This is a genomic window from Alcanivorax xiamenensis (assembly GCF_009846745.1).
GTDB classification, from domain to species: Bacteria; Pseudomonadota; Gammaproteobacteria; order Pseudomonadales; family Alcanivoracaceae; genus Alloalcanivorax; species Alloalcanivorax xiamenensis.
In genome coordinates, this window is sequence record NZ_AQPF01000001.1 from 128483 (window position 1) to 141659 (window position 13177).

At 62.8% G+C, this 13177-nt stretch carries 13 protein-coding genes; 7 read left to right on the forward strand and 6 right to left on the reverse strand.

Going from position 1 to position 13177, the window contains the following annotated elements; genetic code table 11:
- The first annotated feature begins 27 nt into the window (after positions 1-27).
- Positions 28-1644: a GMC family oxidoreductase gene (locus A6D6_RS00590; protein ID WP_133491165.1), complete on the forward strand. Its 1617-nt coding sequence runs from the start codon at positions 28-30 to the stop codon at positions 1642-1644.
- A 23-nt stretch (positions 1645-1667) separates the two neighbouring features.
- On the opposite strand, the gene A6D6_RS00595 is transcribed toward A6D6_RS00590, so the two are convergent.
- Positions 1668-2036, reverse strand: a complete 369-nt coding sequence (locus A6D6_RS00595; protein ID WP_133491164.1) for a MerR family transcriptional regulator — start codon at positions 2034-2036, stop codon at positions 1668-1670.
- A 79-nt stretch (positions 2037-2115) separates the two neighbouring features.
- On the opposite strand from A6D6_RS00595, the gene A6D6_RS00600 reads away from it, so the two are divergent.
- The 6 genes from A6D6_RS00600 (at position 2116) to A6D6_RS00625 (ending at position 7631) form a co-directional block, all read left to right on the forward strand.
- Positions 2116-3159 (forward strand): SDR family oxidoreductase, encoded by a 1044-nt coding sequence (locus A6D6_RS00600; RefSeq protein WP_159659640.1) that lies wholly within the window; start codon positions 2116-2118, stop codon positions 3157-3159.
- A gap of 86 nt (positions 3160-3245) precedes the next feature.
- The gene (coaD, locus tag A6D6_RS00605; protein WP_133491162.1) at positions 3246-3740 is read left to right on the forward strand and encodes a pantetheine-phosphate adenylyltransferase; all 495 of its coding nucleotides are present in this window, start codon (positions 3246-3248) and stop codon (positions 3738-3740) included.
- 92 nt (positions 3741-3832) lie between these two features.
- Positions 3833-5518: a gamma-glutamyltransferase gene (gene ggt, locus A6D6_RS00610; protein WP_159659641.1), complete on the forward strand. Its 1686-nt coding sequence runs from the start codon at positions 3833-3835 to the stop codon at positions 5516-5518.
- An 88-nt stretch (positions 5519-5606) separates the two neighbouring features.
- Positions 5607-6353 carry a helix-turn-helix domain-containing protein gene (locus A6D6_RS00615; protein WP_159659642.1) on the forward strand — a complete coding sequence of 249 codons (747 nt, stop codon included), beginning with the start codon at positions 5607-5609 and terminating at the stop codon, positions 6351-6353.
- A gap of 52 nt (positions 6354-6405) precedes the next feature.
- Entirely contained in the window at positions 6406-6765 is a 360-nt protein-coding gene (locus tag A6D6_RS00620) for a VOC family protein (protein ID WP_133491159.1), read from the forward strand.
- Between the two features lie 59 nt (positions 6766-6824).
- Entirely contained in the window at positions 6825-7631 is an 807-nt protein-coding gene (locus tag A6D6_RS00625; RefSeq protein ID WP_159659643.1) for a hypothetical protein, read from the forward strand.
- A gap of 19 nt (positions 7632-7650) precedes the next feature.
- Here the strand turns inward: A6D6_RS00625 and A6D6_RS00630 are convergent, their stop codons facing one another.
- The 5 genes from A6D6_RS00630 to A6D6_RS00650 are packed head-to-tail and all read right to left on the reverse strand — an operon-like array spanning position 7651 to position 13169.
- Positions 7651-9414 carry a monovalent cation:proton antiporter-2 (CPA2) family protein gene (locus A6D6_RS00630; protein WP_133491157.1) on the reverse strand — a complete coding sequence of 588 codons (1764 nt, stop codon included), beginning with the start codon at positions 9412-9414 and terminating at the stop codon, positions 7651-7653.
- Between the two features lie 33 nt (positions 9415-9447).
- Positions 9448-10746: a CsgG/HfaB family protein gene (locus A6D6_RS00635; RefSeq protein WP_159659644.1), complete on the reverse strand. Its 1299-nt coding sequence runs from the start codon at positions 10744-10746 to the stop codon at positions 9448-9450.
- Positions 10747-10776: 30 nt separating this feature from the next.
- Entirely contained in the window at positions 10777-11367 is a 591-nt protein-coding gene (lpoB, locus tag A6D6_RS00640) for a penicillin-binding protein activator LpoB (RefSeq protein WP_133491155.1), read from the reverse strand.
- 39 nt (positions 11368-11406) lie between these two features.
- Positions 11407-11805 carry a YcfL family putative periplasmic lipoprotein gene (locus tag A6D6_RS00645; protein WP_133491154.1) on the reverse strand — a complete coding sequence of 133 codons (399 nt, stop codon included), beginning with the start codon at positions 11803-11805 and terminating at the stop codon, positions 11407-11409.
- Positions 11802-13169 carry a COG3014 family protein gene (locus A6D6_RS00650; RefSeq protein ID WP_133491153.1) on the reverse strand — a complete coding sequence of 456 codons (1368 nt, stop codon included), beginning with the start codon at positions 13167-13169 and terminating at the stop codon, positions 11802-11804. Before A6D6_RS00650 ends, A6D6_RS00645 begins: the two co-directional genes overlap by 4 nt.
- Positions 13170-13177 lie beyond the last annotated feature (8 nt).

The following is a 13177-nucleotide window of genomic DNA, read 5'->3' on the forward strand; positions in this document are numbered from 1 at the left end:
AAAACAAAAAAGCATATAGGTATCGCCATGCAGGATTTATCCACCTTGCCGATCAGCGGCATCAAGGATCTCTGGAAAACCGGTATCGCCGAAGGCTGGCACGCCCTGGATGGCCAGACCATCACCGAAAACCGCACCCTGGAAGCCGACGTGATCATCGTCGGCACCGGTGCCGGCGGCGGCGTCAGCGCGGAGGTGCTCACCCAGCACGGCCTCACCGTTATCCTGTTGGAAGCCGGCCAGTTACGCAGTTCCGACGACTTTATTCTTGATGAGGGCAAGGCCTACCACGACCTCTATCAAGAAGGCGCCATGCGTGCCACCAAGGATGCCGGCATGACCATCCTGCAAGGTCGCACCGTGGGCGGCACCACCGTGGTCAACTGGACCAGCAGTTTCCGCACGCCACGCCAGACACTGGACTATTGGCGGGACCGGTTCGGTGTTACCGAGCTGGACCGGGAAGCGCTCAATCCCTGGTTCGAAAGGATGGAACAGCGCCTCAACATCAGCAAATGGGCGATGCCTCCGAACGCCAATAACGCCGTCATCAAGAAGGGATGCGAAAAACTGGGATGGCACTGGGGCATCATCCCGCGCAATGTAAGCGGCTGCTGGAATATCGGTTACTGCGGCATGGGCTGTCCCACCGATGCCAAGCAATCCATGCTGGTCACCACCCTGCCAGCGGCCATGAAGGAAGGCGCCACCTTGCTCCACAGCACCCGCGCCGAACGCCTGCTGATGGAGGGCGACAAGGTCGTGGGGGTGGAAGCGCGGCCCTTGAATAAGGACAAGGAGCCCACCGGCGCCACCCTCACGCTGAAAGCGCGGGCCGTGGTGGTCTCCGGCGGCGGTATTCAAAGCCCGGCACTGTTGTTGCGCTCGGATGCTCCGGATCCGGAAAAACGGATCGGCAAGCGCACCTTCCTGCACCCCACCAGCTTTACTTTCGGTCGTTACGAAGAGGAAGTGGCGCCCTACTATGGCGCGCCACAATCACTGTATTCCGACGAGTTTGTCTTCAAATACGGCGTAGACGGCCCCGGCGGCTACAAGCTGGAGATGATGCCGCTGCACCCGGGCCTGGCCGGTGCCCTGATCGGTGGCATCGGTGATCAGGCCAGGCAAGAGATCGCCGGTTTGCCCCATCTGGCGGCCTCCATCGCGCTGGTGCGCGACGGCTTCCATGAAAACAGCGAAGGCGGTTCGGTGGAGTTACGCGACAATGGCGAACCCGTGCTGGACTACCCGGTGAACGCGTACCTGCTGGAAGCAGTGAAACGATCTCATCTGACCCAGGTGGAAATGCAATTCGCCGCCGGTGCCAAGACGGTCCGGCCCGGCCATTCCCACGCGCCACACTACCGCGACTGGGATGAGGCCCGGCAGGGCATGGAAACCCTGGAATACGCGCCCTTTATCACCGCCCTGGGCAGCGCCCACGTGATGGGCGGGTGCGCCATGGGCAGTGATGAGAAATACTGTCTGGTCAACAGCGATGGCGGCTACAAGTACCTGGACAATCTGTATGTCATCGACGGCTCGGTGTTCCCCACCAGTCTCGGGGTGAACCCACAGCTCACCATCTACGGCATCAGTGCGCGCAACGCCACCGCCCTGGCGGAAAAGCTCGGCGCCTGAAGGCATCAACCGCCGCGGGTCGCTCAGGTGCCGCGTGATCGCGCGGCACTTTCCTCCAGCTTCCGCTGCTCCCGCGCCAGCAGATCACGCACCTCCGACAGCTCCGCCAGGCGCCGCTCCACGGCTTCCCGTTTTTCCGCCATCAACGCCGCCCCCCGGGCACAATCGATGCGATCATCACGTAGCGCGTCCAGCACCTCGCGAATTTCCTTGAGGGAGAACCCCAACCCTTTCAGTTGCCTCACCATGGCCACCCGCTCCACCGCCGGTTCCGGGTAATCGCGGTAGTTGTTACCACGGCGGTCCACTTCCCGCAGCAGCCCTTGTTTCTCGTAATAACGCAGGGTGTGGCGACTCACTCCGGTTCTTTGTTCCAGTTCCGCGATGCGCACCTTTTCCTCCCACCAGTATTGACCTTAGAGCATACTCTACACTTTACAGTGGCGGGCCACTCATCAGGGAGAACCCGTCATGACGCTACTGATCACCGGCGCCACCGGCTTTATCGGCCGGCACCTGTGCGCCCGGCTAACTGCCCGGAGACAGCCCGTGCTGGCGCTGATGCGCCGCCCGCAAGCGCTCGAGGAGCTCCAAGCCACCGTGGACCGGCTCGGAGGAAACAGCCACTACCTGGACGCTCTGCCGGGGGACCTGAACGCCCCTGATCTTGGTCTCGCCGGCAGCCCGCCGTCGCTGGACGCGGTGGTGCATCTGGGCGCCCGTTTCGGTTGGCGGTTACCCGCGGAAGCCGCGCGCCGAACCAACGTTTCCGGCAGCCTGGCGGTGGCGCGGCTGGCACGGCGGCAGCAATGCCGGCTGGTCTTCATCAGCGGCTTCATGCTGGACAACCAACGCCACCTGAAACGCCTGGGACTTAACGGAGAAGATCCGGCGACCATCGACTGGCAACGGGTATACCGTCGTGCCGGAGCCTATGAAGCCAGCAAAATAGAAGCGGCGATCACGGTACGCTGGCAACTGCGCAACCAGGATTGGGTGGAAGTACAACCCGCCACGGTGGCGGGTCATAGCCGCAATGGTGATCTGGACCCGGCGCAACCCCTGCACGCCCTGATCGACAATTTGGCCCGGGGGCGGCTGGCGATGGTCCCCGGCGGCCCCGAACACTGGCTGCCATTGATTCCGGTGGATACCCTGGCCGAGATCATCGACCACGCCATCCAGGATCCGGCGCCGCCACGGCGAATCCTAGGGCTGGATCCGGATACGCCGAACCTGAAACCGATGCTGGCTTTGATCGCGGAAACTCTGGGATGCCGTTCTCCCAGGCTCCATCTTCCCATTCCGCTGCTCGCTCATCTGCTGCGGCTGCCCGCTCTGGCCCGATTCGCCAACACCGAACCCGAGGCGCTCCATTTCATTCAACCAGAGCGGTTCGACCTCAGTGCCACCATGCCCTTCCTGGAGCGCACCGGCATACGGCTCCCGCCCATGCCGCGAGTACTCCGGGCCAGTGCCGGTCACTATCTGGAAAGTCACGGACACGCACGGTAAAAAACGGCAAGGTTCCGGGTAATGTGCGTGCGCGCATGGATCGCGTTATGCTTGGCGCCCCATTTCAAGGACAAAGCGAGCCGAACATGACCAATCGCGTTGTTTACCCGGGCACCTTCGACCCCATTACCAACGGCCATAAAGACCTTATCGAACGGGCCGCCGACATGTTCGATGAAGTGATCGTAGCGGTGGCCGCCAGTGAAAAGAAACGTCCGCTGTTTACTCTGGAAGAGCGCGTCGCGCTGGTGGAAGAGTGCGTTCACGACCGCGACAACGTCAGAGTGGTGGGTTTTTCCCAGTTGCTGGCCCACTTCTGTCAGAACCAGAACGCCAACATTCTGCTGCGAGGCCTGCGCGCGGTCAGTGACTTCGAATACGAATTTCAGCTCGCCAACATGAATCGCAAGCTGGCACCGGAACTGGAAACCGTGTTCCTCACCCCGGCTGAGCATCTGTCCTTTATTTCCAGCTCCCTGGTTCGGGAGATCGCGCTGCTCGATGGCGATGTTCGGGAATTCGTACCAGACAACGTGGCCATCGCGCTGGAACGCCGCAAGAAAGAACTGGCCGGCGAGTAACCACCGCCAGCCCGCTCGCTGGTGAAGACTCGTTGGTGCTCGTTGATGAAGCGAAGAACCCGCCGGTACGGATTGAATCAGGAGCTTCCCTTATGACACCGCGTTCCTTGCTGCTGTCCCTGTTCGCCGGTTTCGCATTGTTGTGCGGCACCGCCAACGCCGATGCGCCCGACGAAGCGGCCATCGCCAGTGCCCACCCCCTCGCCACCGACGCCGGTTTCGAGGTTTTGAATGAAGGGGGCAACGCCTTCGACGCCGCCATCGCGGTGGCCGCCGCCCTGGCGGTGGTGGAACCTTACTCCGCCGGCATGGGCGGTGGCGGTTTCTGGCTGCTCCATCGCCAGAAGGACGGCCATGAAACCATGGTGGACGCCCGGGAAACCGCACCCGCCGCGGCCACTGAAACGCTGTTTCAGGATGACCAGGGCAACGTTGTGCGCGACCGCGCCATCAATGGCCCTCTCGCCGCCGGCATCCCGGGCCAGGCCGCGGCCTTTGTCCACCTGAGCGAACGCTATGGCCGTCTGCCACTGGCCCGGACCCTGGCACCCGCGATCCGCTTGGCCCGTGACGGCTTTCCGGTGGAACAGCATTACCAGACACTCGCCGGCTACCGTGTGGACGTGCTCAATCGTTACCCGGAAGCGGCCGCTATTTTTCTGCGCGACGGCGGCATTCCCAAAGCCGGCACCATCATCCGCCAGCCGGATCTGGCCAGGGTTCTGGAGGCCATCGCCGATCAGGGTTTCAACGGTTTCTACCGCGGCCCACTGGCCAGGAAGATGGTTTCAGGGGTTCGCGAGGCTGGGGGCGTCTGGACTCTGGAAGACTTGGAAAACTATCGGGTAAAAGAACGGGCACCGATTGTCGGCGAGTACCGGGGAGCCCGAATCGTTTCCGCGCCGCCGCCGTCCTCCGGCGGGCTTGTGATGATGGAAACGCTTAACATCCTCAGCAATTTCAATGGTGGCGAGATTAGTGAGGACTTACTTCCGCATCTCACCGTGGAGGCCATGCGGCGCGGTTACCAGGATCGCGCACGCTATATGGGTGATCCGGACTTTGTGGATATGCCTGTGGATAAATTGGTGAGTAAGTCCTACGCCAAGGCGCGCGCCGCCGGCATCAAGCTGGACAAGGCCACCCCCAGCGCCAGTCTCGGCGACCCGGTGACGGTGGAGGAAGGTTTCCATACCACCCATTTGTCCGTGCTCGATGGTGAAGGCAACCGGGTTGCCGCCACGCTCAGCATCAATCTCCCGTTCGGCAGTGCTTTCGTGCCCCCCGGCACCGGTGTCCTGCTCAACAATGAGATGGACGATTTTTCCGCCAAACCGGGCAGCCCCAACGCCTATGGCCTGGTCGGCAGCAAGGCCAACGCCATCGCCCCGGGCAAGCGTCCCCTGTCCTCGATGACCCCGACTTTCGTGGAAACGAAGGACGGTGTTGCCATTCTCGGCACCCCCGGTGGCAGCCGTATCATCTCCATGGTGTTGCTCGGGGTTCTGGAAGCGGTGAACGGCAAACCCGTGGAAGACTGGGTCTCGCGGGTTCGCTTCCACCATCAATACCTGCCGGACGAAGTGGAAGTGGAACCGGACTTCCTGGACACCGCCGAGGCCCGTGGGCTGGCGTTACGCGGCCATACTCTGAAATCCACCGGCCGCCGCTACGGCAACATGCAGGCGATTTATTGGAATAAGCGTACCGGCGAGGTCACCGCCGCCAGTGATCCACGAGGCATTGGCGCCGCCCGGGTGCGGGCGTCGGATTCCTGAGGCGGTCCGGCGCGTGACGGCACGGAGTAACCGGGTAAGATAGGGTTGATCCGTCTCACAATGGGAGGCCTCGACGGTGGACCTGTTGATGCCGCTCGCACCGCATCCCCGGTTGCGGCGTTACATCAGCCATTACTGGCTTAGCCGGAACAGTAGCGCCGGTGACCACCGCATCCTGCCCGATGGCTGTGTGGATCTGGTCCTGACCGCCGGTCACGATCTCACCGTCACCGCCTACGGTTCCACCACCGCCCCGGGAACCGCCCGCGTACAAGCCGGCCATCACTATCTCGGCATTCGTTTCCATCCGGGACAGCACCGTCATTTTCTGCCTCTGCCGGCGGCGGAACTGCGCGATCGCGCGCTCCCTTTGCCAGACAATCGAGGACTGATCGCGACATTAGGTTCCCAAGTTTTTACCCATCCGCACCCACATCGGATCCTCGATCAGCTGCTACTGGACTGGCTGGGGCATTATCCGGCGGAGACCGACGCCCTGGATCGTTGGCTGCTCCACGCACCCTGGAAGAGCGGTATCGCCCCTGTTTGTCATGCCTTCGGAGTGAGCAAGCGCCAACTACAAAGGCAATTTCAGCAGCGCCTGGGTATCAGTCCGGGGACCTTTCTGACCATCCGCCGCTGCCAATGGCTGATCCGAACCCTGACCCAAGAAGGCGTGCCGCCCCTGGCGGCGCTGGCCCAGGACGCCGGCTTCAGTGACCAGAGCCATATGACCCGTACCCTGAAACGGGTGATGGGCGTGACCCCCGCCGCCGCCATCCTGCCCGATCACGATGTCGCTTTTATTCAAGACGCGATGCGCGGCCCCCCCTAATCTGACACTTCCTGGCGCCGCCGAGGCGCCGTTATTCGACGGGAGATCGACGATGAAACTGTGGTCGGGTCTGGTGGTAACGAATCCCACGGCGGCGCGGGACTTTTATGTGAACCACTTCGGCAGCGAAGTGCTGTTCGACAGCGACTGGTTTGTCTTGTTGAGCCTGGGCGGCGGTGAGCTGGGCTTTCTGAAACCGGATCAGGACGCGCAGGCACCGATGTTCCGACAAACGGTAACGAATGGGGCCTGGATTGCCGTGGACGTGGATGATGTGGAGACGCAATACCAGCGATTCCGCCATGCCGGGGTCAATATCGAGGTGCCATTAAGGGACGAGCCCTGGGGCGACCGCCATTTCGTCGTTCGTGATCCCAACGGCATCCCGGTGGACATTGTACGCCATGGGTGATGGCGCCACCGTCACCGCGGGGAGTATCCTTAAGCGGAAATCGACGGCACGGTTGCTCCATGAAGTCTCTTTTTTCCGCGCTGGTGATGGGTTTTGCTTTGCTGCTGGTCGCTTGCAACGAGGGCTCTTCCCGGCCGGCCCCCCCACCGCCGTTCTCCCATCCTCCAGGGCCTCCCGCGGTAGCGGGCGTGCCCGTGGAGACGCATCAGAGCACGGTACGGTTGTTTCTGGATCACCTTGCTCGAAGGGAGTCCAGGGCGGGCTGGGATCTGCTCAGCCGGGAAAGCCGGGCGCTTTACCCCGACATCATGGCCTTCGCCCGCCAGACTTCGGAACAGGCGGAACTGGCCGCGGACTTGCTCGCCGACCCCGCCCTGACCTGGACCACCCGGGCCGTGGCGCCGGGAGCCCAGGTCGGGGTGACCACGGTATCCGGCGAAACCCGGCGTGAAGGGATGGTGGACAATGTGGCGTTCAGCTGGATCACCCGTTTCCAGCAAGGGCGTCTGACCATCGAACTGCCGCCCCAGGCGGATGACACCCTGTACCGCTGGGAAAATCCGAGCGGTACAGGGCCTGGCGGCCTTTATCAGGCAAACATGCCCCTTACTATCGCCTTTCCGGTAAACCAGGAAACAGACGTCAATAGCGTGGAACGGGTGCATGTCAGCCTGGATCAGCGTCTGAACGTGGCGCCGATGACCGCGATGGAAGAAGAAGACGGCAGTATCCGCCACACCTTCTCGCCGGAGCCTCTGGCACCCGGCCCTCACACGGCCACTGTCACCTGGTGCGATAGAGAGCTGAAGATCTGGTACCAAAGCACGGTCACCTTCATCGTTACCCCCACTGCGGAGCCAGGCTGACCGGATGTTGTAAACGGGTTTATTCCTGCTCCCGATCGGCGCTGAGCAGGGATTGCAGTTCCTCTCGCCCACGGGCGGACAGCTCGATCAGTTTCTCCAACTCATCACGGTGAGCCACCTGTTCGCGCAGCAACCGCTCATCCACTTCACGGAAAGTACGCACCAGATCAATGGCAGTGGTTTCCGGCAGCCCCAGTTGAGTCAGTACCGCCTGACTGGCACGCAGACTGGATTCCAGCGTTTCCCGCACCACATGCTGCACGCCGAGCGCCAGCAGGGAATAAGCGTGGTGGCGGTCCCGCGCCCGGGCAATCAGCGTTACCCGCGGAAAATGCTCCAGAATCAAATGGGCGGCACGCAGCGAATCCTCCACGCCATCCACCGCCAGCACCACCACACGGGCGTGACCGATACCGGCATGGTGGAGCAAATCCAGCCGGGTGACGTCGCCGAAATACACCTGGTTACCGTAACGCCGCACCGTATCGATGTGTTCCGGATTGGTATCCAGCGCGGTGAAGGGGATATTCCGGCTCAGCAGAATACGACCAACGATCTGACCAAAACGACCGAAGCCGGCCACCACCACCTGCGGTTCCTGATTATCGGGAATCGGCTCCTCGGGCAGGGCGGCATGGGGACGCCGTTCCGGCCAGAGCCGGGTGACCAGCTTCAACAGCAGCGGAGTGGCGGCCATGGACAGCGCCACCACCAGGTTCAAGCGACCAATATCATCGCTGCCCAACAATCCCAGGGCGCCGGCCTGAGTGAACAGCACGAAGGCGAATTCACCGCCTTGACTGAGTAGCAGCCCGAACAGCAGCGCGCCACGCCAGCTGTTGCCGGCGACTTTGGCGATCACCATCAACACCAGGGTTTTCAGCGCCAGCAGCGCTACCCCCCAGGCCAGGATATCCAAGGGCGCCCGCACCAGCAGCCGCAGGTCCATGGTCATGCCGATGGCCATGAAGAACAGACCCAGCAGCAGCCCCTTGAACGGCTGAATATCGGTATCGAGCTGCTCCCGATAGGGCGAATTGGCCAGCAACATGCCGGCCACGAAAGCCCCCAGTCCCATGGACAGGTGCAGCATTTCCATCAGGGCGGCCGCGCTGAGAACCAGCAGCAAAGCGGTGGCGGTCATCAACTCCCGGTTATGCAGTTTGGCCAGCCAGCCGAGCCAGGGGTTCAACAAGTAACGCCCAGCCAGGACCATGCCGACAAGCGCCAGCAAACCGATCAGCAGATTGGGTTTATCCGCGCCCTCGGCGCCACCGGCCAGGGCCGGCAGCAACAGCAACAGCGGGATCACCGCCAGATCCTGGAACAACAGAATGGAAAAAGCCCCTCGCCCCTGGGGGGTGCCCAGCTGCCGGGTCTCCACCAGCATTTGCACGGCGAAGGCGGTGGAGGACAGCGCCAGGGTGGCGCCAATAGCAATGGCGGCGTTGGTGGGCTCACCCCACCACAGGAAAAAGCCGGTCAGCAGGGCGGCGCTGAACAGCACCTGGCTCACCCCCAACCCCATCAATTGGCGGCGCCGCGCCCAAAGCTGTTGCGGAGCCAGCTCCAGGCCCACCACGAACAGCATCAGTACCACGCCCAGTTCGGCGAAATGCAGCACCCGATCCGCGCCCTGGATAGCCGCCAGTCCCATCGGCCCCACGATCACGCCGGCCACCAGGTAACCGAGGATGCTGCCCAGCCCCAGGCGCTGGAACAACGGCAGCAGCAGCACCGCTGCGCCCAACAGCACTAACGCTTGTACGAAAAAACCTTCCATTGGCGGCTCCTAGGAATTGGCTGTCGCGGCTCGTCAGTCCCAGCGGATCGGCGCGTCCGAGGAGCCGGGGGAGGGCGGCTGTCCGGCCGGGCCTTCTCCCCCCACTGCCGCGATCCCCAGCACCCGCACCCGGTCGCCTGCCTGCACCGCGGCGGCGGCCCGCGTTACGCGCGCCAGCGCGTACCCTTCACGGGTCTCGATCACTCGGGCCCGGGTCAGCTCGGCACCGGCCAGTTGAATCGGCAAGCCGGTGTCCGGATCCTTGATCCGTTCCCCAGGCCGGTATACCGACACCATCGCATCGGTTTCCAGCCGTCCCGCACCCTGGCTCAGATAGAGCATATCGCCGCTGACTTTCAACACCCGCACCGGATACAGCACGTCGGTGGCGGCGCCACTCAAGGCCCGGGCGATACTGGGATAGAGCCGGTCGGCCAAACGCTCGGGATGACGGCGGTCCTCAATGTTCTGCTGACGTGCCCAGGCCCGCACCGTGGCCTCATCCTGTTGCCAATCGAACAGGTCGCTCCACAACACTTCACCGGTGGCGGTATCCAGCAGCCGGTAACGGACCCGCACACGGGGCTCGAACCCCTGGAAGTCGGCACCGTAAAAGCGACGTTGCCGGTCGCCGATACTGAAATCCTCGATCCGTCCCACCAGCAACACATCCGCGCCCTGCACCCGACCCAGCCGGGCCCATTCCGCCGGCTCCACGCTACCACCGGACACCGTCGCTCTTTCCCGTTCCAACGCCGCCAGATGAGCGCGATCAAGCACCCGGAACCGACCCGCCTGCGTGAAGGCATCGACCAGATCGTCCCGCAGCCGGCTTCGCACCTCGGCGGCGCCGATGGTCACTTCCCCCAATTGATATTCATTGGCACGGGTTTCGAATGGCATCACCGCGATGGCCGGCAGGTGGCCACGCCCCGGCCGCAAGGACTGATAACGCAGCACCCGGGCTTCCACGCTCGCTTTCCACAAGGCGTCGTCAACCTGTTCCACCGCCAGTACCCGATAGCCCTGCAGGCTGCCCAGGGTCGGTAATTGCGGATCCGCTACCGAGGTCTGGCTGCCAACCCAGGTGCTGACGTCCCCCTGGCGCTGACTCATCCATTGGCTGACCTGACGGCGAAAGGCGGGGTCCACCGCCAGCGCCACGCCGCCGGCCTGACGCACCGCCCCCACCAGCGCTTCGCTGACCGCGTGTTGTGGTGTTTCACCATATCCCTCGGCGGTCACCTTGACGGTTTCGGTGGCACTCCAGACCAGGCCGCTCAGCAGCAGACCGAGCGTCACCAGGAGGGTTCTATAAAACCGGATCACCATGACTGCCTCCCTGCCCATTGGGGCAGCCTGTTACAAACCAAACAGACTGCGGCTGCGGGTCTTGCGGATTTCCTTCTCGCCGGACCATTCGATAATACCGCTCTGGATGTTCAGCAGCTTGAGCGTGAATTTGTAATACACGTCCTTGGTGCTATTGTCCCGTTTAACGATGGAAGACAGATTGCCGTAGAGCATGAACTCGGCACCGATCTGCCGGCCCATCTGGGCGGCGGTGGACTGATCCACCATGCCGGAGTCCTGCTGGTACTCCAGCTGCTGACGCACCCGGTCGACCACGGTCATATCGACGAAACGGAATTTGCCGGAGTTGATCAGCCTGGACTGGATCGTGTCGGTGATGGATTCGGTGTCCACATGCTCGCTGGTCTTGTTCTTGACCCGGTCCACGAACAGCACCGGGCGACGGTCGCGGGTGAGTTCCACCACCGGCGGGAACACCATCATGTCATCCACCATCTTGGCGGCGATCATCTGCAGATCCGAGGAGCCAAAGTCCGGAGTCACGGTCTCCCGCGCCTGGGGGTCGCCGTATTCCACTTTCGAGGCACAGCCGCTTGCCAGCAGCACCACTCCCAGCATCATCGCCATCACTATGCGCATCTTCGCTTCTCCTCGCGGGCATCCATTGGGGTCGGGGCGTTATTCACGCACCCATATTTCAAAGCGCACGGCACTGGGGTTGGGCGCCACCGCTTGCACATTCGCCTGACTGCGGCCGGCCATCACCAGTTGGCGCCAGGGTTGGGATTCCGGCGCCAGCTCAAAGCCTTGCTGGTCGAACCATTTGATCTTGTACTGGAAATCCAGTTCAAACTTCCAGCCGTTTTCCAGGGTTGCCTGCATGTACAGCAGGTCATTGACCCTCTTGCGCCGTACCTCTTCCACCGACAAACGGCTGGCCAGCAGGCTGTTATTGGAATACAGCTGCAACTGCTCGCCGTCATCCACCACTTCCAGGCGCGACATATTACTGGCCGAACAGGCCGTCAGCAGCAGCACCGCCAGCATCGGCGCGACGCGGCAAAGAAAACGGGTCATAGGGGTCCCTCCTGAACGGGTAGCACTCGGGCAACCAGACGCCCGGCGCGTTCGGTCACATGAATCAAGGTCAGGCCGCGCTCCGCAACCGGTACGGTCACGCTAGCATCGCCTCCCGGACCGCTCAACAGAACCTGTTGTTCCCCCACGGGCACGGTGACACGGCCAGCCTGGGCGTAAGCCGGCAAGCCCAGCCAGCTGCGCCGGTCAGCCTGCTCGCTGATCAGATTGAACAACTGCGTCAGGAAAGCGCCGGCACTGCCAAAATCGTCGTTGGCTTTCTTTTGCAGATTATACTTGCCGGTGGCGCGCAGCACCTGACGAATCAGCATCGCCGGCGCCTGTTCCCGCAGATTCCGTGCCGCCAGGGCGCCGACATCGGCCAGCACCCGGGTTTGCGCGGTCTGGCCCCCAATTTCAAAGGTCAGCGGGCGGGGGGCGGAGCGGGACATCACCGAATAAGAAGGGAACGCCACCAGGAACAGTCCATGCGGAGTGGGAATCGGCAGGCTCACTTCCTGCCGCGCCGGCACCTCGCCCTGTTCGTAGAGCACCGCCACGGTCCCCGTACCCTGTTCGCGATGGCCATCCAGGGCCCGGGAAACCCGCTGGACGTCCGCCTTGAGCCAGTCCGCCCGAGGATGCAGTTCCAACGCCTTCTTATAATCCACCAGGGCATCGTTGTACTCGCCGTGGGCTTCCCAGAACAGCGCCGAGAGATAGAAGGTCCAGGCGTTCTGGAAACTGCTTTTAACCGCGCCGGCGGCGGCATCCAGGCCTTCGAAATAGCCCTGGTATTGGGACAGATCCAGGGACGCCGCGTCCTCATCAACCTCGGCCAGCTCGCCCTCACGGCGCTGTTCGGCCAGGCGTTGCGCTTGCGCGGCCCGGCGCAACTCCACCGCGGTGCCGGTAACATCGCCGGCGGCCCAGTAATTCAGCGCCTGGTAACTGTGAGTAAAAATACGCTCGTAATCCGGCGCCCGGTAGGGCAGGGCGTTGTCGTTAATGAGCAAGGCGCCGGTCTGCGACGCCAGCCCGGTCACGCGGATCAGCGCCTGGGCATCGGTGTGCTCATAGTGATTGATGACATCGGCGAACACCGTCCGGCTGGCGGCGTCGTTGCCCAGGCGCTGCTGCAACAGCCCCAGTTCCTGCAGATAGAGCACCCCGTCCCGCCCTTTACCGGCACGTTCGAGGTGTTGAACGATGGCCGCGTCACGGCCAGGGGCGGGGTGAACCCAGGACTGGGCCTGACTCGGATAAGGCTGAAACAGGGAACCCACGGCACAGCCGGTAAGCCATAACGGCATCACCAGCATCAACCAGAGTTTTTTTCCGTTCCAACCTCGGTCTGCTTCCATGACCGCCC

Bases quoted from the DNA above. Each gene is read 5' to 3' on its own strand.
- A6D6_RS00590 (WP_133491165.1), top strand. From the start codon at position 28: ATGCAGGATTTATCCACCTTGCCGATCAGCGGCATCAAGGATCTCTGG.
- A6D6_RS00600 (WP_159659640.1), top strand. From the start codon at position 2,116: ATGACGCTACTGATCACCGGCGCCACCGGCTTTATCGGCCGGCACCTG.
- coaD (WP_133491162.1), top strand. From the start codon at position 3,246: ATGACCAATCGCGTTGTTTACCCGGGCACCTTCGACCCCATTACCAAC.
- ggt (WP_159659641.1), top strand. From the start codon at position 3,833: ATGACACCGCGTTCCTTGCTGCTGTCCCTGTTCGCCGGTTTCGCATTG.
- A6D6_RS00615 (WP_159659642.1), top strand. From the start codon at position 5,607: ATGCCGCTCGCACCGCATCCCCGGTTGCGGCGTTACATCAGCCATTAC.
- A6D6_RS00620 (WP_133491159.1), top strand. From the start codon at position 6,406: ATGAAACTGTGGTCGGGTCTGGTGGTAACGAATCCCACGGCGGCGCGG.
- A6D6_RS00625 (WP_159659643.1), top strand. From the start codon at position 6,825: ATGAAGTCTCTTTTTTCCGCGCTGGTGATGGGTTTTGCTTTGCTGCTG.
- A6D6_RS00630 (WP_133491157.1), bottom strand. From the start codon at position 9,414: ATGGAAGGTTTTTTCGTACAAGCGTTAGTGCTGTTGGGCGCAGCGGTG.
- A6D6_RS00635 (WP_159659644.1), bottom strand. From the start codon at position 10,746: ATGGTGATCCGGTTTTATAGAACCCTCCTGGTGACGCTCGGTCTGCTG.
- lpoB (WP_133491155.1), bottom strand. From the start codon at position 11,367: ATGCGCATAGTGATGGCGATGATGCTGGGAGTGGTGCTGCTGGCAAGC.
- A6D6_RS00645 (WP_133491154.1), bottom strand. From the start codon at position 11,805: ATGACCCGTTTTCTTTGCCGCGTCGCGCCGATGCTGGCGGTGCTGCTG.
- A6D6_RS00650 (WP_133491153.1), bottom strand. From the start codon at position 13,169: ATGGAAGCAGACCGAGGTTGGAACGGAAAAAAACTCTGGTTGATGCTG.